The following is a 25181-nucleotide window of genomic DNA, read 5'->3' as shown; positions in this document are numbered from 1 at the left end:
GGGCTTTTTCTTTGCGGCAACGATCGGTATTGACCGCGTTCCGCGCCCGCATTATTCTTGTTCTCTATTAAGGAACCTAGGTTCCGTTTTATGGAACAAGCATGAGCATTCTCGATGGAGTCCAGCGCGTCCTGTCGCTCTACGCGGACGGCGCCATGGAGCTGAGCTTTACTGACGTCGCGGCGCGCCTGGCCATGCCCAAGAGCACGGCATCGCGCCTGCTGAACCATATGCAGCGTTACGGCATGCTGGATCAGGACCCCGCCACGCGCCGCTATCGGCCTGGCGCCTTGCTGGCGCAGGCGGTACGCGCCGGCATGGCCGCCACCCCGCTGGACGAAGCCTGCCGCGATGTGCTGGTACGGCTGTCCGAAGACAGCGGGCTGACCGCCTACCTGTCCACCTTGAACCAGCGCGAAACCGTGGTGCTGCAACGTTTGAACGGGTCCCATCCCGTGCAGGTGCTGTCGCCGCCCGGTTCCCGCCGCAACGCGTCGGGCACCGCCATGGGCCGCGCGCTGCTGTCGCGCTTGAGCGATGCCGAATTCCAGGCGCTTTATGGCGCCGACCCCGCGCAGCCGCTGCCCACTGAAGGCCGCGATTGCCCGGCTACCGTGGGCGACCTGGCGCGGCTGGTCGAGCAGACGCGCGCCGATCACTACGGCGTCGCCATCGACCAGGCCATGCCCGGCATCGGCGCCGTGGCCGCCGCCGTGCGCGACCCGGCCACTGGCGAATTGCGCGGCCTGTGCCTGTCGTTCGTGTCGTTTCAGGCTGATGCCGAGCGCGTGGCGCGCTTGCGTGAATTGGTCCTGACGCAAGTGGCCGGCCTGGGCCGCAAGCTGAACGACCCCTACTGGCTGACCTGAATTCTTCCCTTTGCCTTGTTGATGGAATCTTCCCCATGAACCTTTTGCTACTCAGCAATTCCAGCAGCGACGCCGGCTACCTGGTGCACGCCATGCCGGATATCCGCGAGCTGATCGAATCCTTGCCGCAAGGCGCGCCCGCCGTCTTTGTGCCATTCGCCGGCGTCACGCGTGACTGGGACGATTACACCGCGCTGGTGGTATCCGCGCTGGCGGACACCGGCCTTGCCATCGAAGGCCTGCACCGCGCGCAAGACCCGGTAGCGGCGCTGGAAAAGGCCGCCGTCATCATCGTGGGCGGCGGCAACACGTTCAACCTGCTGGGCCAGCTGCGCCGTCAAGGCCTGCTGGACGTGGTGAAGCGCCGCGTGCGCGAGGGCGCGGCGTATCTGGGCTGGAGCGCGGGCTCCAACCTGACGTGCCCCACCATCTGCACCACCAACGACATGCCCATTACCGACCCGGGGGGTTTCGACGGCCTGGGCCTGATCACGTTCCAGATCAACCCGCACTACACCAACGCGCATCCTCCCGGCCACCGAGGCGAAACGCGGGCCCAGCGCCTGGCCGAGTTCTGCACCCTGAATCCCGACATGCCGGTGCTGGGGCTGCCCGAAGGCGCGGGGCTGCGCGTGCGCGGCGCCAAGGTGGCGCTGGTCGGCCCGCATGATGCGCCGTTGTTCCTGGGTCACACCGAGCCGCGCGTGTTCCGCCCCGGCCCGTTGGAGATCGCGGCATGAAGCAGGTGATAGACACCATCGAACTCCTGTCCTCGGCGCACATCACCGGCGAGGCGGTGGCGCGGGTGTTGCGCGACGCGGGCGATTGCGAGGTGCAAGTCACGCGCCTGGAACGCGACGGCGCGGCGACCGATTTTCTGTCCATCGCCATTCCGGGCCTGGATGCGTCCGCGCCGCAACTGGGCATAGTCGGCCGCCTGGGCGGCATCGGCGCGCGGCCCGCCGTGACCGGCCTGGTGTCCGATAGCGACGGGGCGGTGGTGGCGATTGCCGCGGCGCTCAAGCTGATGGCCATGGCGCGGCAGGGCGACGTGATGCCGGGCACCGTGCGCATCCGCACGCACATCTGCCCGCGCGCCGGCACGCGTCCGCATCATCCCGTGCCGATGATGCGCTCGCCTTTTCCCATGCGCGAAATGATGTCGCACGAGGTGGACACGCGCATGGACGCCATCCTGTCCGTGGACACCACGCGCGGCAACCGCCTGGTGAACAAGCGCGGCGTGGCGCTGACGCCGGTGGCCAAACAGGGCTATCTGCTGCGCATTCCCGAAACGATGCTGGACGTGATGGGCTGGGTCAGCGGCGAACTTCCCGTGACGCTGCCTTTGACGACGCAGGACATCACGCCCTACGAAAACGGCCTGTGGCACGTGAACTCGCTGATGCAACCGTCGATCGTCACCGACGCGCCTGTCGTTGGCGTGGCGCTGACGGCGCAAACCACCGTGCCCGGCTGCGCCACCGGCGTGACCAACGCGGTGGATGCCGACGTAGCGATGCGTTTCTGCATAGAAATTGCCAAGCTGTATGGCCAGCGCACGATGACGTTCTTCGATGATGCGGAATGGCGCGCGCTGCAAGCGCGATACGGATCCATGGCGCACTTGCAAACCGTTGGGCATGACGATGGCGGTGCGGCATGAGCGCCGCCGTGACACGTCGCGTGGCGTTCTTCACCATCGGCCAATCGCCGCGCAGCGACGTCGTGCCCGAGATGGCTCGCTTGCTGGGCGAGGCCGTACACATCGATGAATTTGGGGCGTTGGACGGCTTGGACGCGGCCGCGCTGGCTGCGATGGCCCCGCGCGACGGGGAATATCGCTTTGCCACTCGCATGCGCGACGGCACGCAGATCGAGCTGGACGCCGCCGCTGCCGAAGCCCGGTTGGCCCAGGTGATGCGGCAGGCGGACGACGCCGGTTACGACGCGCTGGTGCCCCTGTGCACGGGCACCGCCATCGCGCCCATGCGCACCTTGGTGGTTGAGCCGCAGCAGGTCGTCGACCACCTGGTCGCGGGCCTGTCGCAGCATTGCCGCAACGTGGGGCTGGTTGTGCCCCTGGCTGAACAGGTCGACTTCTTTCACCTGGCGGTGCCGCTGGCCTGCGGCACGCAGATCGTGCATGCGTCGCCCTATGAAGCCGATGCGCTGCGGGCCGCGCAAAACTTCGCCCAAGCCGGTCAGGCCTTGGCATCGTGCGACCTGATCGTCATGCATTGCATGGGCTATGGGCAGCGGATGCGCGACGCGGTGGCCCAAGCCTCCGGCCGGCCGGTGCTGTTGTCCAACCGCATCGTGGCGCAGGCCTTGTCGCAATTATTGGAATAAAGCCGCCGATGTTTCAGCACGGCGTGGCGGTGGCGTTTTCATGCCGCCGTCATGCCGGATGAGCGGCATGGGGAGACGAAGCTGTCTTCGTCAATTTATTGTTGGGAGTTGTTTTCATGTTCAGCCGTACCTTGCACCGCGCCGTTGGCGCCTTGTCCGCCGTTACTGTCTTGACGGTCTTGCCCGCGCTGTTGGCGCCCGCCCACGCCGCCGACGCGTGGAAGCCCACCAAGCCCGTGCGGCTGCTGGTGGGCTTTGCGCCCGGCGGCTCGGCCGACACCTTGGCGCGTCTGCTTGCCGATCCGCTGTCCAAGCGCCTGGGGCAGTCCGTTGTGGTTGAAAACCTGGCCGGCGCCGGCGGCAACATCATGGCGTACCGCCTGTCGCAAGCGCCTGCCGACGGCTACACGATCGGCATCGCGGCCGCCGGTTCCATGGCCATCACGCACGTCCTGAATCCCAAGGGCACGAACTACAAGCCGTCGGACTTCACGCCGATCACGCTGGCTGCCGTGCAACCCAACGTGGTCATCGTCAACAAGGATGTGCCGGCCAATAATCTGGCAGAGTTGAAAGCGTATTTTCAGAAGACGCCAACGGCCACCTACGGCACGGCGGGCGTGGGCATTTCCAACCACCTGATCGCCGAGACCATGCTGTACAAGTTGGGCGTGAAGGTGCCGCACGCGGCCTATCGTGGCGCGGCGCCGGTCATCACGGATTTGCTGGGCGGGCACATCGCCATGACGATGGACAACATCTCGACCGCCGCGCCGCTGGCCGCGCAAGGCAAGGTCAAGGCGATTGCCGTGGCCTCGCTCAAGCGCGCGCCGCAGTTGCCCAATGTGCCGACGCTGGACGAGCAAGGCCTGAAGGGCTTCGACATGCCAACGTGGCAGGGGGTGTTCGCACCCGCGGGTTTGCCGGCCGACGTGCTGGCTGCCTATTACGCCGCGCTGCAAGACGTGCTGAAAGACCCGGCGCTGGTTGAAAAGATGGCGGGCCTGGGTTCCGAGCCGGTTACGGAAATGACGCCGGAGAAGACGGCGCAGTTTCTTGAGAAGGATCGGCAGCAATGGGCCGATATCGTGAAGGCCGCGAACATTAGCCTGGAGCAGTAAAGCAGAAGGGCCCGCAAGGGCCCTTCTTTTTTTGCTGGGATATCCGGTCGGAAAAGATCCGGCCGAAACCAATCAGGCCAGAAAATATACTAGTCCGGTACGCGCGCCGCGATTTCAGCGATCAGGCGGCGGGCCGCTTCCAGCTTGTCGCCCGCCGGTAGCGGATGCGCGCCTTGCTCGTCGAACAGCACGAGTTCGGTGGTGTCGGCGTCCATGACCTTGTGCGCCAGGTTGCCCACCAGCAGCGGGATGCCCTTGCGCTGGCGCTTGGCTTCGGCATGTTCGGCGAGCTTTTCGGTCTCGGCCGCAAAGCCCACGCACCACGGGCCGTTTTCCAGCTTGGCCACTTCAGCCAGGATGTCCGGATTCGGTTCGAATTCCATCACCGGCGCGCCGCCGCCTTCGCTCGTCTTTTTCAGCTTTTGCGTGCTGACGTTCTTCACGCGCCAGTCGGCCACTGCGGCCACGGCGATGAAGATGTCGGCGTCCGCCGCGCTGGCCATGACCGCGTCGTGCATCTGGCGCGCCGTCATGACGGACAGCGCCGTCACGCCGCGCGGCACGGGCAGGAACGTGGCGCCGGTAATCAAGGTGACGCGAGCGCCCGCTTCACGCGCGGCGCGGGCCAGCGCGTAGCCGGTCTTGCCCGACGAACGGTTGCTAAGCACGCGCACCGGGTCCACGGGTTCGGACGTGGGGCCGGCGGTCAACAGCACATGGCGCCCGGCCAGCAGCTTGGGCTGAAAGAAAGCGATCAGGTCGGTCAGAAGCTCGTGCGCTTCCAGCATGCGGCCGTCGCCCGTTTCGCCGCAAGCCTGCTCGCCAGCCGACGGCCCCAACACGCTGACGCCATCCGCGCGCAGTTGCTGCACATTGCGCTGCGTGGCCGGGTTGGCCCACATCTCGCGGTTCATGGCGGGCGCCACCAGTAACGGGCAGGCGCGCGCCAGGCATAGCGTGGACAGCAGATCGTCGGCCATGCCGTGCGCCAGCTTGGCCATGAAGTCGGCGCTGGCGGGCGCGATCAGCACGGCGTCGGCGCCGCGCGTCAGGTCGATGTGCGCCATGTTGTTGGGCACGCGCGCGTCCCAGGCGTCCACGAATACCGGGCGGCCCGACAGGGCCTGCATCGTCACGGGGGTGATGAAGTGCGTGGCCGCCTCGGTCATCACCACATCGACCGTGGCGCCTTGTTCGGTCATGCGCCGCACCAGCTCGGCGATTTTGTAGCAGGCGATGCCCCCGGTCAGACCGAGGACGATGCGTTTGCGGGCGAGATCGAGCATGAGGGCGTGGCGGCGGGTTCAGCGCCGTGAAATCGAGGAATGGAGGGTGATTTTATTCTGCATTGCGGCATCGCGCCGTTCGTCATGCATTCAGGGGGTATCAAGCGAGGCAAAAGCCGGGGGGGCAGGGGCGGCCGGGGCAGACCGCCCCGGCGCGAAGGCGTCAGGCCTGAGGCTTCTTACGGGCGCGGAGCAACTCGTCCAGCACCAGCAGCACGGCGCCGCAGCTGATACCCACGTCGGCCAGGTTGAAGGCCGGAAAGTAGGACTCGTTCCAGTAGAACAGCAGGAAGTCCACCACGTGGCCATAAGCAACGCGATCAATGACGTTGCCGATGGCGCCGCCCAGGATCAACGTCAGCGCCAGGCTGAAGCGCGGCTGGCCATGCGTGCGACGCAGGATGATCGTGATGACCACGGCGGCCACGCAGCCCAGGCCGGTGAACAGCCAGCGCTGCCAGCCTTCCTCGGACGCCAGGAAGCTGAACGCCGCGCCGCGGTTGTACATCAGCGTGAAGTCGAACACCGGCAGCACGTTGACGCGTTCGCCATACTGAAACGAGGTGTTGAAGTACACCTTGGTCAGTTGGTCCAGCACGATGATCAGCAGCGCCAGCGCCAGCCAGCCGCCCACGCGCGCGGGCGCGGCGCGGGTGGCGGGGGCGACCGAGGCTCCGGCGTCAGAGGGGCGGGCCATGTTCACGCCTTGTCGCGCGCTTCGCCCGAACCGAACAGGTTCGACACGCAACGGCCGCAGATCTCGGGGTGGTCGGCGTCCTGGCCAACGTCCAGGCGCCAATGCCAGCATCGTTCGCACTTTTTGTGCGTCGACGGCGTGACATCGATGCGCGTCTCGCCTTCACCCGCGTGCACGGTGGCGCGCGACACGATCAGCACAAAGCGCAGGTCGTCGCCCAGGCTGGCCAGCAGTTGCTGGTCGTCGCCGCTGGCGTAAAGATCCACTTCGGCCTGCAACGACGAACCGATATCACCCGCCGTGCGCACCTCTTCCAGCTTGCGCTGGACTTCGGCACGAATGGCGCGCAGGCGCGACCACTTTGCGGACAGCGCATCGGCGTCGGCAAACGGCGGCAACGCGTGGTAGACCTCGGTGAAGATGGTCGTGCGCGCGGCGTCGGCCTGGTGCTTGAGTGCCGAGCCAACCAGTTCCTTCCAGGCTTCTTCGGCCGTAAAGGACAGGATCGGGGCCATCAGCTTGAGCAGCGTCTGGGTGATATCCAGCAACGCCGTCTGCGCCGAGCGGCGCGCCACGCTGCCCGGGGCCGACGTGTACAGGCGGTCTTTCAGGATGTCCAGGTAGAACGCGCCCAGGTCTTCCGAGCAGAACGTCTGCAAGCGCGAGACCGCCGGGTGGAAGTCGTAGCGTTCGTAGTTGGCCTGCACTTCGGCCTGCATCTGCGCCGTCATGGCCAGCGCGTAGCGGTCGATTTCGAACAGGTCGCCGTAGGGCACGGCTTGCGACACCGCGTCGAAGTCGGCCACGTTGGCCAGCAGGAAACGCAGCGTGTTGCGGATGCGGCGGTAGCCTTCGACCACGCGCTTCAGGATTTCGTCCGAGATGGACAGCTCGCCCGAATAGTCGGTAGAGGCCACCCACAAGCGCAGGATTTCCGCGCCCAGCGAGTCGGACACCTTTTGCGGGGCGATCACGTTGCCCACCGACTTGCTCATCTTGCGGCCTTGGCCGTCAACGACGAAACCGTGCGTCAGCAGCGCCTTGTACGGCGGTTGGCCGTACAGCATGCAGCCGGTCAGCAGCGACGAATGGAACCAGCCGCGATGCTGGTCCGAGCCTTCCAGGTACAGGTCGGCGGGCCAGCCCAGTTCGGCGCCGTGCGAGCCGGCGAAGTCGCCGTCCTTGCCGCCCAACACCGTGGCGTGCGTGCTGCCGGAATCGAACCAGACATCAAGCGTGTCGCGGTTCTTTTCGTATTGGTCGGCTTCGTCGCCAAGCAGGTCGCGCGGTTCAAGCGCTTGCCAGGCTTCAATGCCGCCTTGCTCAACGCGCTGCGCCACCTGTTCCAGCAATTCGGTCGTGCGCGGATGGAGCTCGCCGGTTTCCTTGTGGACGAAGAAGGCCATCGGCACGCCCCACTGGCGCTGACGCGACAGGGTCCAGTCCGGGCGGTTCGCGATCATGGCGTGCAGGCGGGCGCGGCCCCAGGCCGGGTAGAAGGCCGTGGCGTCGATACCGGCCAGCGCCGATTCGCGCAGGGTCGGGCCGCCGTCTTTCGGGGCTACGTCCATGCCGGCGAACCATTGGCTGGTGGCGCGATAGATGATCGGCGTCTTGTGGCGCCAGCAGTGCATGTAGCTGTGCTTGTGCTTTTCGACGTGCATCAGCGCGCCGGCTTCGGTCAGCGCTTCGACGATCTTGGGGTTGGCGTCCCAGATGGACAGGCCGCCGAACAGCGCCAGGCTGTCCACGTACTTGCCGTCGCCCATGACGGGGCTGATGAAGTCGGTGTCTTTCATGCCGTGCGCCTTGCACGACACAAAGTCTTCAATGCCGTAGGCCGGGGCCGAGTGCACGACGCCCGTGCCCGAGTCGGCCGTGACGTAGTCGCCCAGGTAGACGGGGGCGCGGCGATCGTAGGCCGGGTTGAACTGCGCCAGCGGATGGCGGAATTCGATTTCGGACAGCGCTTGGCCGGGCGCCGTGGCGATGATTTCGCCTTCCAGGTTCCACGACTTCAGGCACGCTTCTACGCGGTCTTTGGCCACCAGCAGCAGCGGGCCGAACTTGGGCGCGGGCGATACACGCACCAGCGCATATTCGATTTCGGGGTGCACGTTCAGCGCCTGGTTGGACGGGATGGTCCAGGGCGTGGTCGTCCAGATGACGATCGCGCCGTTGTCCACCGAGTCCAGCCCGAAAGCCGCCGCCAGCTTGGTCGGTTCCGCGAACGGGAAGGCCACGTCAACGGCAGGGTCGACGCGGTCGGCGTATTCGACTTCGGCTTCGGCCAGTGCCGAACCGCAGTCAAAACACCAGTTCACGGGCTTCAGGCCACGGAACACATAGCCCTTGTCCAGGATGCGGCCCAGTGCGCGGATTTCGTCGGCTTCATTGCTGAAGTTCATCGTCATGTACGGGCGATCCCATTCGCCCAGCACGCCCAGACGCTTGAAATCCTTACGCTGGCGGTCGATCTGCTCAAGCGCGTAGGCGCGAGCCTTCGACTGCACTTCGGCCACGGGCAGGTGCTTGCCGTATTTCTTTTCGATCTGGATTTCGATCGGCATGCCGTGGCAATCCCAGCCGGGCACGTAATGCGCGTCATAGCCGGCCATGTTGCGGCTCTTGACGATGATGTCCTTCAGGATCTTGTTGACCGCGTGGCCGATGTGAATGTCGCCGTTCGCATAGGGCGGGCCGTCGTGCAGCACGAAACGCGGCCGGCCGCGGCTGGCCGCACGAATCGCCTGGTAGACGTGGTTTTCCTCCCACTGCGAAATCCAGGCGGGCTCGCGCTTGGCAAGGTCGCCCCGCATGGGGAAGGGGGTATCGGGCAGGTTGAGGGTCTTTTTATAGTCCATGAACGGCAAAATAGGCGCGCGCGTTTCGCGCGTCTTCGGCGATGGCGGCAGTCAGGGAAGGGAGGTCAGGAAATTTTTCTTCGTCCCGCAGCTTGTGCAGGAATTCGACGCGTACGAGTTTACCGTAAGCGTTGACGGTGTCGTCGAGCAGGTGTGACTCAAGTAGCACTCGGCCACGGTCTTCAACGGTTGGGCGCACGCCCAGACTGGCCACGGCGGGCAACGGCCGGTCGGCCAGGCCATAAACCTGCACCACATAAATGCCCGAGCGCGCGGCGCAGCGTTCGGCCACGCGCAGATTCATCGTGGGGTAGCCCAGCGTGCGGCCCAGTTTCTGGCCGTGGATGACGTGGCCGCTGATATGGTACGGATGGCCCAGCAGATGGCGCGCACGGTCCAGATCGCCTACGGCCAAGGCCGTGCGGACTTCGGAACTGGAAATGCGATGACCTTGCTGGTCGGTGACGTCGGCAAGCGTCTGCACCTCGAATCCGTGGTGCATGCCGGCTTCACGCAGCAGGTCGATGTCGCCGCTGCGTTTATGGCCAAAGCGGAAATCCTCGCCCACCAGCAGCCACTTGGTTTGCAGGCCCTGCACCAGCAGGTTTTCGATGAAGGCGTTGGCCGACATCTCGGCCAGCCGGGCGTTAAAGCGCTGCACCACGACTTGGGAAACGCCGTAGCGCGCCAGCGCCGACAGCTTGTCGCGCAGTCCGGAAACCCGGGTCGGCGCCAGTTCGGGGCGTTGGTTCAAGGTGGCGAAGTACTCCCGCGGATGCGGTTCGAACGTCATCACGGAAGGGGTAAGCCCGCGCTCGCGGGCGGCTTCGCAGACGCGCGCCAGCATGGCTTGATGCCCGCGATGGACGCCGTCGAAATTGCCGATCGTCAGCGCGCAAGGAGCGCGCCGGTCGGGCGGAGGCAGGGATCGGTAGATACGCAGCGATGGTTTCACGAGCGAGAGTTTACAATTTTGGATTCCGGGTTTGTTCCAATCCCCCCAATCGTTCACGCGCCGACCGGTTTTCATGGCGTGGGAAGAGGGCGGACAAGCCCGCTGCGCCAAGCGAACCGCGTCCCAGCCGGGCGCGTTGGGGGCCATCTTTGGATTCTTTATCTTGCCGGAAACACAACTTTCTAAGCGCCGCCTTGTCATCCTGATTTCAGGGCGAGGCAGCAACATGCAGGCGCTGGCCGAGGCCTGCCGAAATGAGGGCTGGCCGGCTGACATTGCCGCCGTCATCGCCAGCCGCCCTGACGCGGGCGGCCTGGAATGGGCGGCCGCCCAGGGCATTCCCACCGCGGCCCTGTATCACAAGGACTACGCCAGCCGGGATGCTTTCGATGCCGCGCTGGCCGCCGAAATCGACCGCTATGCGCCCGATTACGTCATCCTGGCCGGCTTCATGCGCGTGCTGACGCCGGGTTTTGTCAACCATTACGCCGGTCGGCTGGTCAACATTCACCCGTCGTTGCTTCCGGCGTTTCCCGGCCTGCATACCCACGCGCAAGCGCTGGCCACGGGCGTGCGGGTGCACGGTTGCACGGTGCATTTCGTGACCCCGGTGCTGGACCACGGCCCGATCATTGCGCAGGGCTGTGTGCCGGTTCTGGCCGGTGATACGCCCGAACTGCTGGCCAACCGCGTGCTGGCAGTGGAACATCAGGCTTTTCCGGCCGCCGTGCGCTGGCTGGCCGAAGGCCGGGTTACCCTGACAACCGACCATCGAGTGGACGTGCAGGGGGATCCCGCACGCCTTTTCACCTGGTCGCCGGCCGCCTGAGCGGCCCCGAATCGCTTTTACCGGGCGGAACTCCTCCGCCCCACTGGAACACACCATGACTAAACCCCAATCTCCGCGTTCTCGTCCGGCAGGCTCCCCGAGGGCCGCTTCCGAAGGGCGCGACGGTCGGTCCTTTTTCTCGCGTCCGAAGGGCGAAGCCCGCGAGGCGCCGGCGCGCGAGCAGCGCACCGAGCGAGGGCGCGATGAGCGTCCCGCCCGCGAGGCGGGCCGCCCGGCGCCGCGCGCGTCGTTTGAAGCCCAACGTGGCGAAGGGCGCGGCGAAGGCCGTGCCGGGGGGCGCGGCGATCGCGGCTCCTTTGGCGGCGATCGCGGCTCGTTCGCAGGTGACCGCCGGGAAGGGCAAGGCCAGGGCCGCCCGGCCCCCCGCCCGTCCTACGACGCCCCGCGCGGTGAAAACCGTGGCGGCGAGCGCGGTTCCTATAGCGCGGAGCGCCGTGGTGGCCAAGGACAAGGCCAAGGCCGCCCGGATTCGCGTCCGTCCTATGGCAACGGCCCGCGTGGCGAGAATCGTGGCGGCGAACGTGCTTCCTATGGTTCGGAACGTCGTGGTGAACAAGGGCAAGGCCAAGGCCGCCCGGATTCCCGTCCGTCCTACGGCAACGGCCCGCGTGGCGAGAATCGTGGCGGCGAACGTGCTTCCTATGGTTCGGAACGTCGTGGTGAACACGGCCAGGGCCAAGGCCGCCCGGATTCCCGTCCGTCGTACGGCAACGGCCCGCGTGGCGAGAATCGTGGCGGCGAACGTGCTTCCTATGGTTCGGAACGTCGTGGTGAACACGGGCAAGGCCAAGGCCGCCCGGATTCCCGTCCGTCCTATAACAATGGTCCCCGTGGCGAAAGCCGTGGCGGCGAACGCGGTTCCTACGGGGCCGAGCACCGTGGGGGTGAACGTGGTTCCTCCTATGGCGCCGAGCGCCATGAACGTCAGTCGCGCCCGTCCTACGACGGCCCCCGTGGGGATGACCGTGGCGAACGCGGCCAGTATGCCGGCCCGCGCGGCGGTGACGCCGGGCAGGGCAATCGCGAACAGTCGTCGCAAAAGCCGCAGTTCAACCGTCCGCGCCAATCGTATGCGGCCATCCGCATCGATCAAGTCCAACGCGTGCTGGGCGAAATCCTGCAATGGACCTATCCGGCCGACGCCGCGCTGTCGCACTGGCTGCGCCACCATCCGAACCTGGGCGCGCGCGATCGCTCCGAGGTCGCCGAAGCCGTTTACGACGTGCTGCGTCACCTGCGTCGCTACCGCCAATTCGGCGAAAGCGGCGTGGGTCCCGCATCGCGTCGCCTGGCCATTCTTGGTTTGAACGCCACCCTGGGCGCCGAAGCGCTGGAAGAGGGCCTGGATGCCGCCGAAGCGGAATGGCTCAAGCGCGTGTCGCAGATCGATTTGTCCACGTTGCCGCGCGCCGTGCGAGGAAGCATCCCTGATTGGCTCGACGAGCGCCTGGCGCTGATGGACAGCCCGGACACGCTGGTCGAAGCGCTGAACCGTCAGGCCAGTCTGGATCTGCGCGTCAACCCGCTTAAGGTCGAACGCGACGCCATGCTGACGGAACTGCAACAAAGTGCAGGCCGCTACGAGCCCGTCGCCATGCCGTTTTCGCCCTGGGGCATCCGCATGGAAGGGCGTCCGGCGATCAACCGCTGGCCGCAATTCGAAAACGGCAGCATCGAGGTTCAAGACGAAGGCAGCCAGTTGCTGGCCCTGCTGGTCGCGCCGCGCCGTGGCGAAATGATCATCGATTTCTGCGCGGGCGCCGGCGGCAAGACGCTGCTGCTGGGCGCGTTGATGCGCTCTACCGGCCGCTTGTACGCGTTTGACGTGTCGGCCGCGCGCCTGGCCCGCGCCAAGCCGCGCTTTGCGCGCAGCGGTCTGTCGAACGTGGTGCCCGTTGTGATCGACAGCGAGAACGACGCCCGCGTAAAGCGCCTGGCCGGCAAGGCGCAACGCGTGCTGGTGGACGCCCCGTGCAGCGGTATTGGCACCTTGCGCCGCAATCCCGACCTGAAGTGGCGCCAGCACCCGCAGGCACTGGCCGAACTGGGCCAGTTGCAGGAGCGCATTCTGAACAGCGCCGCGCGATGCGTGGCGCCGGGCGGACGCCTGGTGTACGCCACGTGCAGCCTGCTGGCCGAAGAAAACGAAGTACAGGCCGAGCGCTTCCTGGCCAGCCATCCCGACTTTGAACGCGTGGACGCGGCCGAGATCCTGGCTTCGCGTTGCGAAAACCTGAAGCTGAAAGGCCCGTATCTGCAACTGCGTCCTGACGTGCACGGCACGGACGGCTTCTTCGCGGCGGTATTCGAGCGCAAAAAGAAGGGCGCGGCCACCGACACGGCAGCGGGTGCGGACGCCGTTGTGGCAGCGGAAGCGGCCGACGCCGATCTGCTGGAAGATGGCATCCCTGACGAGCAATTGGATCGGGAACCGGAAACGGCGACCGCGACGGCCACCCCGCCGGCAGCCGTTGATTCCGAGGCTGGGGACGATGCCCAGCTGATTCCTGAGTCGGCAGCGTCTGAGGCGGTATCCGATCCGGCAGCCGACGCGGGTAAGCAGGACAAACTCGCCTGACGCTCCGGGTCGGCGGCGACACCGGTCGGTGGGCGGGGCCTGCGATCTTCGGATTGCTCCCCGCTTGCCGGGCCGAGTCTACCGGGCCGGCGCCACGCCGATGGTCGCGCTATAGCGCCGGGTGCCCAGCGTCTTGTTCTGGTATTTCACTTCCCAGGCCAGGGTGTCGGCGCCCGGTTGATCCGCGGCGTACACCACCTGCGATACCGGCACGGCCTTGTAAGCGCACCGCCCGCTGTCACTGGACTGGCCGCGCGTCTGCACGATGCTGGCCTTGCCCAGCGTGGGGTTTTGCGTAATCACCACTCGTGGCGCCCGCAGCGCCAGGCAGTCAGACCCCCGTATCTCGTAGTACGACGCCAGCACGGTCACATCGCCGGACTTCAAGTTCTGCGCTAGCGCGGGTGTGTGGGCGGTCAGCGTCATCATCGCCAAGGCCGCGAAAAATAAGGGACGGGGTTTTCTGTACAGCATGAGTGGGGCAAAAGAGACAGTTTTGGACCGCATTGAGCGCAACAAACGGGCATCGCAAAGCGCCTCGACGGGCGGAACGCTGTTTGCTGACAGGAACTTTAGTACCGGAATGTAGCCAAAACCTGGTGTCTTTGCGAATACCCCCCACATAGAAGGGGTAGCCGGCCCTGAAGGCCGTCTATTGGCGAGACCAGCCTCGCGATCGGCCTGAAGCGGCCGCGAGAGAGGTTTTTTGTGCTCTGAAATCGGGGCTTAGTCCTTGATTTCGCTCAAAAACTATTTTGAAACTCCCTTGTCATAAGTCGGCAAAGGTAAGCTAAACTTCAGGCACTTAACAAGCGAGGCTCATAACAGCTTTATGGATTACATCCTCTCCTTCATTGCCGGTGGTCTGACCCAAGCCTCTTGGTGGCAGATCGTCGTATTCACCTTGGTCGTGACGCACATCACGATTGTTGCGGTCACCGTCTTTCTCCATCGCAGCCAAGCGCACCGCGGTCTGGATCTCCATCCTGCCGTCATGCATTTTTTCCGCTTCTGGCTCTGGATGACGACCGGTATGGTCACCAAGGAATGGGTTGCCATTCACCGCAAGCACCACGCCAAGTGCGAAAAGGAAGGCGATCCTCACTCGCCCATGTTGTTCGGCATCTGGAAGGTGCTGTTCCGCGGCGCGGAGCTGTATCGCGAAGAATCGAACAACAAGGAAACCATGGCCAAGTTCGGCCACGGTACGCCTGACGACTGGCTCGAACGCAATGTCTACAGCAAGCACAGCTTGTGGGGCGTGCTGTCCATGCTCGCCATCGACGTCGCCCTGTTCGGCGCGGTCGGCGTGACGGTGTGGGCGGTTCAGATGGCCTGGATTCCCTTCTGGGCAGCCGGCGTCGTCAACGGTATTGGCCACTATTGGGGCTACCGCAACTACAACAGCCCGGACACCAGCACCAACGTGTTCCCCTGGGGCATCGTGATTGGCGGCGAAGAGCTGCACAACAACCACCACGCCCACGGCACGTCGGCCAAGTTCTCGGCCAAGTGGTACGAATTCGACATCGGCTGGTGCTACATCAACATCCTGAAGTTCTTTGGCCTGGCCAAGATCAAGAAGGTTGCGCCCAAGCTCAAGCTGGATGACAGCCGTACCGGCATCGACCTGCGCACGTTGCAAGGCGTGATCACGCACCGCTACGAAGTCATGGCCCGCTACGCGGACGTGATCAAGAGCGCCGCTCGCGAAGAGATGAACAAGCTGAAGGCCTCGCGCCAGGAAGGCAACGCAGACTGCGACTACACCAAGTTGCGCCAAGTGCGTCGTGCCATCCACCGCAACGAGGAAATCCTCCAGCCTGAACAGCTTGCCGCCGTGGATAGCGCCATTGCCAAAAACAAGTCGCTGTCGACCTTGGTGCAGATGCGTCGTGAACTCGGCCGCATCTGGGAAAGCTCCAGCGCCAGCAGCGAACAGCTTCTTCATGACCTGCAGGCCTGGTGCCAGCGCGCCCAGCAAAGCGGCATCGCCGGGCTCGAGCAATTCGCTCAACATCTGCGCCGCTACGCGGCATGATGCTAGAGAAGCTCAACCCTGAACAACGCGCCGCAGTAACGTTAGAACCGCAGCACGCCCTGGTCTTGGCCGGGGCGGGCAGCGGCAAGACCCGGGTACTGACTACCCGCATGGCCTGGCTGATTCAAACCGGCCAGGCTTCGCCTTTTGGGCTTCTGGCGGTCACGTTCACCAATAAGGCCGCGCGCGAAATGCTGGCGCGTATGTCGGCGATCTTGCCGATCGATACGCGCGGCTTGTGGATCGGCACGTTTCACGGCCTTTGCAACCGCATGCTGCGCGCCCATCACCGCGACGCCGGCTTGCCGCAAAGCTTCCAGATCCTGGATGTGACGGACCAGCTTGCCGCCATCAAACGCCTGATGAAGGCCAATGGCGTCGACGACGAAAAGTATCCGCCCCGGGACGTCCAGCGCTTCATCAACGGCGCCAAGGAAGAAGGCCTTCGTCCGCAAGACGTCGAGGCCTATGACGCCCATCGCCGTCGCCTGATCGAGATCTATCAGCTGTACGAAGCCCAGTGCCAACGCGAAGGCGTGGTTGACTTCGCCGAGCTGCTGCTGCGCGCCTACGAATTGTTGTCGCGCAATGCGCCGGTACGCGAGCACTACCAGCGCCGCTTCCGCCACATTCTGGTCGACGAGTTCCAAGACACCAACACGCTCCAATACAAGTGGCTGCGCCTGCTGGCCGGCGGTGGCGCGGCCATCTTTGCCGTGGGCGACGACGACCAATCCATCTATGCGTTCCGTGGCGCGAACGTCGGCAATATGTCCGACTTCGAACGCGACTACGCGCACGGCACCGTCATCCGCCTTGAGCAGAATTACCGCTCGTTCGGCCACATCCTGGATTCCGCCAACGCGCTGATCGGCCATAACAGTGGCCGCCTGGGCAAGAATCTTTGGACGGATCAGGGCGAAGGCGAACCGGTGCGCGTCATCGAACAGCCCTCCGACGGCATGGAAGCCCAATGGATCGTGGACGAAATCCGTTCGTTGATCCACGACGGCAGCCTGCGCCGCGAGATCGCCGTGCTGTATCGCAGCAACGCGCAGTCGCGCGTGATTGAGCACGCCATCTTCTCGGCCGGTATTCCGTACAAGGTCTATGGCGGCCTGCGCTTTTTCGAGCGCCAGGAAATCAAGCACGCCCTGGCGTACTTGCGCTTGATGGCCAATCCGCATGACGACACGTCGTGGATGCGCGTGGTCAATTTCCCGACGCGCGGCATAGGCGCGCGCACGCTAGAGCAACTGGCTGACGCGGCCCGCGCGCACGACACCAGCCTGTACGGCGCGGTGGCCCTGGTGGCCGGCAAGGGTGGTTCCAACCTGGCACAGTTTGCCCAGCTGATCCACCGCCTTATCGAAGAAACGCGCGATCTGCCGTTGCCGGAAATGGTCGAGCACATGCTCGAAACCAGTGGCCTGAACGCTCACTACAAGGCGGAGCGCGAAGGCGCCGAACGGCTGGAAAACTTGAACGAATTGATCACGGCCGCAGCCGTGTTCGCGTCGGAAGAAAACTACGATGGCATGCCTGCCGGCGTGGTGCCCGACCAGGCCACGTCGTCAACGCTGATGCCGGGCGTGGTCGACGCGCCCATCGTGGCCTCGGACGGGCTGACGCCGTTGGCGGCGTTCCTGTCGCATGCCGCGCTTGAAGCCGGCGATAACCAGGCCCAACAAGGCCAGGACGCCGTCCAGCTCATGACGGTGCACGCCGCCAAGGGCCTGGAGTTCGACGCGGTTTTCATCACCGGTCTTGAAGAAGGCCTGTTCCCGCACGAGAACAGCATCCTTGAGCAGTCCGGGCTGGAAGAAGAGCGGCGCCTGATGTACGTGGCGATTACCCGCGCACGGCAGCGTTTGTACATCAGCCTGGCACAAAGCCGGATGCTGCATGGCCAGACGCGCTACGCGATGCGCTCACGCTTCCTTGACGAGATTCCCGAAGAGCATCTGAAGTGGCTGTCGCCCAAGGCCGGCTTGGCGCCGGTCAGCAGCACGGGCGCCGGCTGGGGCGGCGGCAATCGGGGTGATGCGTTCGGCCGCAAAGCCACCAATACCATTGCGCCGCGTCAACCTCGCGGCATCGCAAGCGGTGTCACGGTGGGCGACAAGCAGTATCGTGTGGGTCAGGGCGTGCATCACGCGCGGTTTGGCGATGGCACGATTATTGGCTTGAGCGGCGCTGGACAGGACGCCCAGGCGGAAATCCAGTTTCGTGACGTGGGCGCCAAAACCTTGGCGCTGGGTATCGCGAAGCTTGATATTGTTCAGGGTTAAACATGGCCAACAACGAGTCTCCGAAAGCCGAGCTGGCGTCCCTGCGTGCCGAGGTCGATGAAATCGACCAGCAGATCATGCTGCTGTTGGGCGTGCGGTTTCGCTGCACGGACATGATTGGTGAATTGAAAACCAATCACGGAATGGACCTGGTGGACCCGCAACGGGAAAGCCAACAGGTCGAACGCATTCGACGCCTGGCGGAAGAGGCCGGCGTGCCGCCCGCGTTGGCCGAGACCATCCTGCGCGAGGTGATCGACACCGTGATCGATCACCACACCCGCCTGCGCGAACGTCCTTACTCGTAATAAAAGAAGCGGGGGGCCAATCGGCCCCCCGTTTTCCATCCGCAATCCAAGCTGTGCCGCTGCGCCGCTGTTGCGGGTTTTGCAGCGGTTGCAGCCGTGCGCTTGGATCATCCCTCGCTTTGGTCGATTTCTTCCAGCGAACCCTGGATTTCCAGCCATTGCTCTTCCAGCTCGTCCATGCGCTTGCCGTGTTCGCCGTGCTCGGCCATGACCTTTTGGCGCTCGGCGCGGCGCGCGTCTGAATACAGGTCGGCGTCGGCAATGATGGCGTCCAGCGCGTGCAATTTGACGCGCAGCTTTTCCATCTCGGCCTCGACCTTGGCCAACTTCGACTCCAGCGGTTTGCGCAGTGCGGATAGGCGTTGGCGCTGTTCGGCTTCAGCGCGGCGTTGCGCCTTGCGGTCCACGACGGGTTCGCTGCCGTCGGCATTTTCGCGCGCGGCTTCGGCGCGCTCGCCGGCGTTGCGGGCGGCCAGCCAGTCGCGGTAGTCCTCCAGGTCGCCATCGAATTCGCGCACCGCGCCATCCGCGACAATCCAGAAGCTGTCCACGGTAGTACGCAGCAGGTGCCGGTCGTGCGATACCAGCAGCATGCTGCCGCCGAAGTCGGCAAGGGCGGCGGCCAGCGCTTCGCGCGTTTCGACATCCAAGTGGTTGCTGGGTTCGTCCAGCAGCAGCAGATTGGGTTTTTGCCAAACGATCAAGGACAACGCCAAGCGTGCTTTTTCGCCACCGGACATCGGGCCGACTTTGCTGGTGACCGTGTCGCCCGAAAAGCCGAAGCCGCCCAGGTAATTGCGCAGCTCTTGTTCGCGCGTGTCCGGCGCCAGCCGCGCCAGATGGGCGATAGGCGTGCTGTCCACGTCCAGCATATCCAGCTGATGCTGGTGAAAGTAGCCAATCGCCAAGCCACGCGAGGCACGCCGTTCGCCTGCTTGCACGGGGATCTCTTCGGCCAGCGTCTTGATCAGGGTACTTTTGCCGGCGCCGTTGGCCCCCAGCACGCCGACACGGCTGCCCGCGCGAACCATCAACGTCACATCGCGCAGAATCGGAATGGCGTTGCCTGCCGCGTCGGTATACCCGGCCGACAGGTGTTCCAGCGTCAACAGCGGGTCCGGCACCTGGTCGGGCGAGGGGATGCGGATGTCGATGCCGGCTTCAGCGTGCAGCGGCGCCAGCACCTGCATGCGCGCCAGCGCCTTGACGCGGCTTTGCGCCTGCTTCGCCTTGGAAGCCTTGGCTTTGAAGCGGTCGATAAACCCTTGCAGGCGGGCCGTCTCGCGCGTCTGGCGTTCGTAGGCGATGTTGGTCTGGCGCAGGCGCTCGGCGCGTTGCGTCAGGAAATCACCGTAGCCACCGCGATACCGCACCAGTTTGGCGTGGTCGAAATGCAGGATGGACTTGGCCACCGCGTCCAGGAATTCGGTGTCGTGGGAAATCAGCATGACGGTGCCCGGATAGGCCCCCAGCCATTTCTCCAGCCACAGCATCGCGTCCAGATCCAGGTGGTTCGTGGGTTCGTCCAGCAGTAGCAATTCGGAAGGGGCCATCAGCGCGCTGGCCAGCGCCAGGCGCATGCGCCAGCCGCCCGAGAAGCTTTCGACCGGCAGCATCCATTCGTTGGGCTTGAAGCCCAGGCCGGCCAGCAACTGCTCTGCGCGCGAGGCGGCGCTCCAGGCGCCGGCTTCGATCAGCGCCGCTTCCACTTCGGCGATTTGCGTGCCTTGGTCGTCCGTCAGTTCGGCGCGGCGCGCCTGCAATTCGCGCAAGTGCGTGTCGCCGTCGATGACAAATTCACGAGCCGGGCGGTTGTCGGCGTCCAACTCTTGCTTGACGCTGGCAATGCGCCAGCCCGCCGGCAGGTTCACGGTGCCGGCGTCCAGGTCCAGCGCGCCGGTCAGCAGCGCGAACAGCGAGGACTTGCCCGCGCCGTTCTTGCCAACGATGCCGACGCGCTCGCCGGGGTGTACGACAAATTCAGCGCTATCTAACAGCACTTTCGTGCCGCGGCGCAGGGTCAATCCAGTGGCGCGTATCACAGGCTGAGTTGCTCTCGGGTAAGCAGCAGGATCTGGTCCGACGCTTCTTCCGTGTCCAGCCAGACGGGCGAGAGCTGCGGGAAGGCGGCTTCGAAGAAGTCGCGCTCGTGACCGATCTCAAGCACGATCACGCCTTCAGGTGCCAGGTACTGTGGCGCCGACGCAAGAATGCGCCGCACCAGGTTCATGCCGTCGTCGCCACCGGCCAAGGCCAGCTGCGGCTCATGACGGTATTCCTGGGGCAGCACGTCCATAGAACCGCTGTTCACATAAGGCGGATTGCAGATGATGACGTCGTACTGGCAAGCCGGCAGATTGTCGAAGAGGTTGCTGGCATGCAGGTCCAGACGGTCGGCCAAGCCGTAGTCGTCGACGTTGCGGCGGGCAACTTCCAACGCATCGGCCGACACGTCCACCGCGTCAACGTGGGCATTGGGGAAGGCCATGGCCGACAGGATGGCCAGGCAACCCGACCCGGTGCACATGTCCAGCACATTTTCCACGGAGTAAGGGTCCTGGACCCACGGCGACAGCCCTGCGTCCAGCAGTTCGGCAATGGGCGAACGCGGCACGATGACGCGCTGGTCCACGTAGAAGCGGTGGCCGCGCAGCCAGGCCTCGTTGGTCAGGTAGGCCGCGGGCACGCGCTCGGTCACGCGGCGTTCCAGCAGGTCCAGCACGCGGTCGCGTTCTTCACGGACCACGCGGGCGTCCAGGAACGGGTCAAGCGTGTCCAGCGGCAGGTGCAGCGCGTGCAGCGTCAGATAGACGGCCTCGTCCCAGGCGTTATCGCTGCCGTGCCCCAGCGCCACCTGGGCGCTGTTCAGGCGCGACACACCATAGCGGATCAGGTCGCGCAGCGTCAGCAATTCTTGGCGGGCGGATTGATACATAACAGGCCTTATATCCCCGTCCAGCATGCCGAACCGGGAAAAAACACGCCCCCTGTGAAGGGGGCAGAGCGCTTGCGCAGCGTGCGAAGCGCGGGGGTCTCTTTATTTCAGCAGCAGGTTTTCCAGCGTGCGCCGATAGATGTTTTTCAGCGGTTCCAGCGAAGCAACTTCGACGCGCTCATTCACCTTGTGGATCGTGGCGTTGCCGGGACCGAACTCGATCACCTGCGGGCAAATCTTGGCGATGAAGCGGCCATCGGACGTGCCACCCGTGGTGGACAGTTCGGCGGTCACGCCGGTTTCGCTGTGAATCGCCTGCACCAGCGCATCGGTCAACGAGCCGCGCGGGGTCAGGAAGGGCTCGCCGCCCAAGTCCCAGTCCAGCTCGTATTCCAGGCCGTGCTTGTCCAGCACGGCGTGCACGCGCGCCTTCAGGCTTTCAGGCGTGCTGGCCGTGGAGAAACGGAAGTTAAACAACGCAACCGCTTCGCCGGGAACCACGTTGGTGGCGCCGGTGCCCGAGTTCAGGTTCGACACCTGGAACGTCGTGGGCGGAAAATACTCGTTGCCCTGGTCCCATTCAATCGAGACGATTTCGGCCAACGCGGGCGACAACTGGTGCACGGGGTTGCGCGCCAGATGCGGGTAGGCGACGTGGCCCTGGATGCCCTTGACCGTCAACTTGCCCGACAACGAGCCGCGGCGACCATTCTTGCAGGTGTCGCCCAGCACGTCGCCGGAAGTCGGTTCGCCGACGATGCAGTAATCCAGCTTTTCGCCGCGCGCCTTCAATGCGTCGCAGACGATGGCGGTGCCGTCGATGGACGGGCCTTCTTCGTCGGACGTGATCAGCAGCGCGATCGAACCGTTATGCTGCGGGTGGGCCGCCACGAATTCCTCGGCCGCCACCACGAAGGCAGCAATCGAGCTTTTCATGTCGGCCGCCCCACGGCCGTACAGCCAGCCGTCGCGTTCAGTGGGCACGAACGGGTCGCTATCCCACTTTTCGCGTGGACCCGGAGGCACCACATCGGTGTGACCGGCAAACACGGTCAGCGGCGCGGCGCTGCCGCGACGGGCCCACAGATTGGTGACGCCGCCCTGTGCGATGGTTTCGCACGTGAAGCCGATGCGCTCGAGCCGGGCGGCCAACGCCGCCTGGCAGTCTTCATCCGCCGGCGTGACCGACGGGCGGGCGATCAGGTCCTTGACCAGATCCAGTACGGCTGACGTGCTCATTACGCCCTCAGCAGATCATTGATGCTGGTCTTGGCGCGCGTTTGCGCGTCGACACGCTTGACGATGACGGCGCAAGCCAGGCTGTGCGAGCCGTCGGCCGACGGCAGCGAGCCCGGCACCACGACGGAACCCGACGGCACGCGGCCGTAGGTGATCTTGCCGGTGGCGCGATCAAAAATCTTGGTGCTTTGCGACAGGAACACGCCCATGGCCAAGACCGAGTTTTCTTCCACGATCACGCCTTCGACGACTTCCGAGCGGGCGCCAATGAAGCAGTTGTCTTCGATGATGGTGGGGTTGGCTTGCAGGGGTTCCAGCACGCCGCCGATGCCCACGCCACCCGACAGGTGCACGTTCTTGCCGATCTGCGCGCAAGAGCCGACGGTGGCCCAGGTGTCAACCATGGTGCCTTCGTCAACGTAGGCGCCGATGTTCACATAGGACGGCATCAGCACGACGTTGCGGCCGATGAACGCGCCACGGCGCGCGACAGCGGGCGGCACCACGCGGTAGCCGCCTTGCTTGAAGGCGTTGTCGCCGTATTCCGAGAACTTGAGCGGCACCTTGTCGTAGAACTGCAGCGGCGCCTGGCCCATGATGGCGTTTTCGTTCAGGCGGAACGACAGCAACACGGCCTTTTTGATCCACTGGTGCACGACCCAGTCGTCGTTGATTTTCTCAGCCACGCGCAGGCGGCCCAGATCCAGCCCGTCGATGGTGTGTTCCACCGCTTCGCGCACTTCGGCGCTGGCGTCGGAGGGAGTCAGGTTGGTCCGGTCGTCCCAGGCTTTTTCGATGGTGGTCTGCAGGTCGAGAGTCATAGCGGCTCAGCTTTTAAAGGTTGATCAAACAGAAGTATGTACAAAATGGGCGATGCGTTCGGCTGCTTGCACGCAATCAGCCAAAGGCGCCACCAACGCAATACGGATGCGGCCGTGGCCGGGATTGACGCCATGCGCTTCCCGCGCCAGGAAACTGCCCGGCAGAACGGTAACACCGGTACGGCCATAAAGGTCGCGCACAAACGCCGTATCCGAGCCCGGCGTGGCCGCCCATAGGTAGAAAGAGGCTTTCGGGCGTGACACATCCAGCACGTTTTCAAGTATGGGGACGACCGCGTCGAATTTTTCGCGATACAGGCGGCGGTTGTCTTTCACATGCGCCTCGTCGGCCCAGGCCGCGATGCTGGCCGCCGACACCAGGGGGCTCATGGCACTGCCATGATACGTGCGATACAAAAGGAACCGGCCGATCAGCGCGGCGTCGCCCGCCACAAAACCCGACCGCAAGCCTGGCACGTTGGACCGCTTGGACAGGCTGGAAAACGCCACCAGATTGCGGTAGTCGTCCCGGCCCAGGCGGCGCGCCGCCTGCAGGCTGCCCAGGGGGGCATCGCCTTCGTCCAGATAGATCTCGGAATAGCATTCGTCCGACGCAATCACAAAGCCGTAACGGTCGGACAGCTTGAAGAGGACTTCCCATTCATCCAGCGACATGACGTTACCGGCCGGGTTGCCCGGCGAGCACACGAACACCAGCCGGGTCTTCTTCCAGACGGCGTCAGGCACCTGATTCCAGTCGCTGGAAAAATTGCGCAACGGATCGGCGTTGACGAAGTAGGGCGTGGCGCCGGCCAGCAGCGTCGCACCTTCGTAGATTTGGTAGAACGGGTTGGGGCAGATCACGACCGACCCAGCGGACGGGTCAATCACGGTCTGGGTAAAAGCGAACAGCGCTTCGCGCGAACCCAGGGCGGGCAAGACCTGCGTGTCGGCGTCTGGGGCGGGAATGCTGTAACGGCGCGCCAGCCAGGCAGAAATCGCCTGGCGCAGCGCGGGATCGCCCTTGGTGGACGGGTACACGGAAAGCCCGTCCATATGCCCGCGAATGGCGTCCGCCACGCATTCGGGCGCGGCGTGCTTGGGCTCGCCAATCGATAAGTTGATAGGCGTCAGACCGTTCTGCTGCGCGGCGGCGCAAGCCAGCAACGCGCGCAATTTTTCGAACGGGTAGGGGTGTAAAGCATCGAGGCGCGGATTCATGACGCAAGATTTTAACAAGCAAGCTACAATAGCGGGCTTGACCTTTAGCGAAGGTGGCGAAATTGGTAGACGCACCAGGTTTAGGTCCTGACGCCGTAACAGGTGTAGGGGTTCGAGTCCCCTCCTTCGCACCATACAACTGAAAGCCGTTGCTTGGCCCCCAGGCGCCGTGCTGAGTGCCCGCAAGGCGCTTTTGAATCAACGGCTTAGCGGGAATGGTGGGTGCCGATTGACTGCCCATAACAACTAGAATTTGCAGTCTTTCAGCCCCATCTTGGCCGCATTCCTCCGCACACAGTAGATGGCCTGGCGCCGGCGCCGTTGGTGCCCCGGTTAGCTAACTACCCGAATGCATCCCCGGAATGCATCCCCGGGGTGCACCAACGGCGTTCAATCCGCTATCAGTTCTTGACCTTGATGCGGTCGCGACGCTTTTCGGTTCTGGGTTCGATATCGCGGCCCAATTCCACGTCCATCAGGATGGCGGCATGGACTTTGGCGCGGCTGGCTTCGATGCGCGGCACGCATGCCCAGCCTCGATCGGCGGCCACCGACAATTTCTTGTCCAGTTCTTGATGGCGACGACGCTTGTTTTCCGTCGACATATTGCTGAGTTCTTGATCGGTGATTAAGCGCATGGGTTTCTCCTTGGTGAAACGATGTGGTTGCGATGGACATGGGTATTACGAACAGGCGTGTGCCTGCATGGCGCGCGTGTATGCCACGTCGCGCCATGATGTGTTTTTGTTATTC

21 protein-coding genes, 1 tRNA gene and 1 pseudogene are annotated in these 25181 nt (G+C 64.5%); 11 read left to right on the top strand and 12 right to left on the bottom strand.

The genetic code is table 11. The features are described 5' to 3' along the window. Positions 1-101: 101 nt before the first annotated feature. From KYT87_RS17080 to KYT87_RS17060, 5 genes are all read left to right on the top strand, one after another. Positions 102-869: an IclR family transcriptional regulator gene (locus KYT87_RS17080; RefSeq protein ID WP_046804675.1), complete on the top strand. Its 768-nt coding sequence runs from the start codon at positions 102-104 to the stop codon at positions 867-869. A 35-nt stretch (positions 870-904) separates the two neighbouring features. After that, positions 905-1609: a dipeptidase PepE gene (gene pepE / locus KYT87_RS17075; RefSeq protein WP_104144442.1), complete on the top strand. Its 705-nt coding sequence runs from the start codon at positions 905-907 to the stop codon at positions 1607-1609. Further along, positions 1606-2535, top strand: coding sequence for a DUF1177 domain-containing protein (locus KYT87_RS17070; protein WP_219990428.1), 930 nt, complete (start codon positions 1606-1608; stop codon positions 2533-2535). Before pepE ends, KYT87_RS17070 begins: the two co-directional genes overlap by 4 nt. Continuing rightward, complete coding sequence (locus tag KYT87_RS17065; protein WP_219990427.1) at positions 2532-3221, top strand: AroM family protein; 690 nt, start codon at positions 2532-2534, stop codon at positions 3219-3221. Before KYT87_RS17070 ends, KYT87_RS17065 begins: the two co-directional genes overlap by 4 nt. A 116-nt stretch (positions 3222-3337) precedes the next feature. Further along, positions 3338-4342, top strand: a complete 1005-nt coding sequence (locus KYT87_RS17060) for a tripartite tricarboxylate transporter substrate binding protein (protein WP_219990426.1) — start codon at positions 3338-3340, stop codon at positions 4340-4342. Positions 4343-4431: 89 nt separating this feature from the next. On the opposite strand, the gene coaBC is transcribed toward KYT87_RS17060, so the two are convergent. The 4 genes from coaBC to KYT87_RS17040 all read right to left on the bottom strand — a co-directional run bounded on the left by coaBC (position 4432) and on the right by KYT87_RS17040 (position 10144). Continuing rightward, positions 4432-5628, bottom strand: coding sequence for a bifunctional phosphopantothenoylcysteine decarboxylase/phosphopantothenate--cysteine ligase CoaBC (gene coaBC, locus KYT87_RS17055; protein WP_046804670.1), 1197 nt, complete (start codon positions 5626-5628; stop codon positions 4432-4434). A gap of 163 nt (positions 5629-5791) precedes the next feature. Then, positions 5792-6325, bottom strand: coding sequence for a signal peptidase II (gene lspA / locus KYT87_RS17050; protein WP_219990425.1), 534 nt, complete (start codon positions 6323-6325; stop codon positions 5792-5794). A 2-nt stretch (positions 6326-6327) separates the two neighbouring features. After that, the gene (ileS, locus tag KYT87_RS17045; RefSeq protein ID WP_219990424.1) at positions 6328-9189 is read right to left on the bottom strand and encodes an isoleucine--tRNA ligase; all 2862 of its coding nucleotides are present in this window, start codon (positions 9187-9189) and stop codon (positions 6328-6330) included. Beyond that, the gene (locus KYT87_RS17040) at positions 9179-10144 is read right to left on the bottom strand and encodes a bifunctional riboflavin kinase/FAD synthetase (RefSeq protein WP_046804667.1); all 966 of its coding nucleotides are present in this window, start codon (positions 10142-10144) and stop codon (positions 9179-9181) included. The genes ileS and KYT87_RS17040 overlap by 11 nt, the downstream gene beginning before the upstream one ends. Before the next feature lie 226 nt (positions 10145-10370). On the opposite strand from KYT87_RS17040, the gene purN reads away from it, so the two are divergent. After that, the gene (gene purN / locus KYT87_RS17035; RefSeq protein WP_240434151.1) at positions 10371-10973 is read left to right on the top strand and encodes a phosphoribosylglycinamide formyltransferase; all 603 of its coding nucleotides are present in this window, start codon (positions 10371-10373) and stop codon (positions 10971-10973) included. A 1123-nt stretch (positions 10974-12096) separates the two neighbouring features. Next, on the top strand, positions 12097-13572 hold the full coding sequence (locus KYT87_RS30050) for an RsmB/NOP family class I SAM-dependent RNA methyltransferase (protein ID WP_219992704.1): 1476 nt from the start codon (positions 12097-12099) through the stop codon (positions 13570-13572). Between the two features lie 78 nt (positions 13573-13650). On the opposite strand, the gene KYT87_RS17025 is transcribed toward KYT87_RS30050, so the two are convergent. Continuing rightward, positions 13651-14046, bottom strand: coding sequence for a hypothetical protein (locus KYT87_RS17025; RefSeq protein ID WP_046804664.1), 396 nt, complete (start codon positions 14044-14046; stop codon positions 13651-13653). Further along, a pseudogene (locus KYT87_RS30045) lies at positions 13998-14102 on the bottom strand (hypothetical protein); the annotation flags it as partial. The gene KYT87_RS17025 and the pseudogene KYT87_RS30045, both read right to left, overlap by 49 nt. Positions 14103-14404: 302 nt before the next feature. Between KYT87_RS30045 and KYT87_RS17015 the strand changes: the two are divergent. The 3 genes from KYT87_RS17015 to KYT87_RS17005 are packed head-to-tail and all read left to right on the top strand — an operon-like array spanning position 14405 to position 18212. Beyond that, positions 14405-15613 (top strand): fatty acid desaturase, encoded by a 1209-nt coding sequence (locus KYT87_RS17015; RefSeq protein ID WP_104144451.1) that lies wholly within the window; start codon positions 14405-14407, stop codon positions 15611-15613. Beyond that, on the top strand, positions 15610-17904 hold the full coding sequence (locus KYT87_RS17010; RefSeq protein WP_104144452.1) for a UvrD-helicase domain-containing protein: 2295 nt from the start codon (positions 15610-15612) through the stop codon (positions 17902-17904). Before KYT87_RS17015 ends, KYT87_RS17010 begins: the two co-directional genes overlap by 4 nt. Positions 17905-17906: 2 nt before the next feature. Further along, complete coding sequence (locus tag KYT87_RS17005; RefSeq protein WP_046804661.1) at positions 17907-18212, top strand: chorismate mutase; 306 nt, start codon at positions 17907-17909, stop codon at positions 18210-18212. 107 nt (positions 18213-18319) lie between these two features. Here KYT87_RS17005 and KYT87_RS17000 read toward each other — a convergent pair whose 3' ends face one another. From KYT87_RS17000 to dapC, 5 genes are all read right to left on the bottom strand, one after another. After that, positions 18320-20254: an ABC-F family ATP-binding cassette domain-containing protein gene (locus tag KYT87_RS17000; RefSeq protein ID WP_120156223.1), complete on the bottom strand. Its 1935-nt coding sequence runs from the start codon at positions 20252-20254 to the stop codon at positions 18320-18322. Further along, complete coding sequence (gene prmB / locus KYT87_RS16995; protein ID WP_219990423.1) at positions 20251-21147, bottom strand: 50S ribosomal protein L3 N(5)-glutamine methyltransferase; 897 nt, start codon at positions 21145-21147, stop codon at positions 20251-20253. Before prmB ends, KYT87_RS17000 begins: the two co-directional genes overlap by 4 nt. A gap of 102 nt (positions 21148-21249) precedes the next feature. Continuing rightward, complete coding sequence (gene dapE / locus KYT87_RS16990) at positions 21250-22386, bottom strand: succinyl-diaminopimelate desuccinylase (protein ID WP_219990422.1); 1137 nt, start codon at positions 22384-22386, stop codon at positions 21250-21252. After that, positions 22386-23207, bottom strand: coding sequence for a 2,3,4,5-tetrahydropyridine-2,6-dicarboxylate N-succinyltransferase (gene dapD / locus KYT87_RS16985; RefSeq protein WP_046804657.1), 822 nt, complete (start codon positions 23205-23207; stop codon positions 22386-22388). Before dapD ends, dapE begins: the two co-directional genes overlap by 1 nt. A 24-nt stretch (positions 23208-23231) precedes the next feature. Next, positions 23232-24428: a succinyldiaminopimelate transaminase gene (dapC, locus tag KYT87_RS16980; protein ID WP_046804656.1), complete on the bottom strand. Its 1197-nt coding sequence runs from the start codon at positions 24426-24428 to the stop codon at positions 23232-23234. 47 nt (positions 24429-24475) lie between these two features. On the opposite strand from dapC, the gene KYT87_RS16975 reads away from it, so the two are divergent. Continuing rightward, positions 24476-24562 (top strand) — tRNA-Leu (locus tag KYT87_RS16975). Positions 24563-24829: 267 nt separating this feature from the next. On the opposite strand, the gene KYT87_RS16970 is transcribed toward KYT87_RS16975, so the two are convergent. Then, on the bottom strand, positions 24830-25066 hold the full coding sequence (locus KYT87_RS16970; RefSeq protein WP_104145000.1) for a toluene tolerance protein: 237 nt from the start codon (positions 25064-25066) through the stop codon (positions 24830-24832). Between the last annotated feature and the right edge of the window lie 115 nt (positions 25067-25181).

Origin of the sequence: Achromobacter sp. ES-001 (assembly GCF_019448355.1) — a bacterium.
GTDB classification, from domain to species: Bacteria; Pseudomonadota; Gammaproteobacteria; order Burkholderiales; family Burkholderiaceae_B; genus Achromobacter; species Achromobacter spanius_B.
The sequence above is the reverse complement of the archived record's forward strand: the minus strand, read 5'-3'. Positions and strand labels throughout refer to the sequence as shown.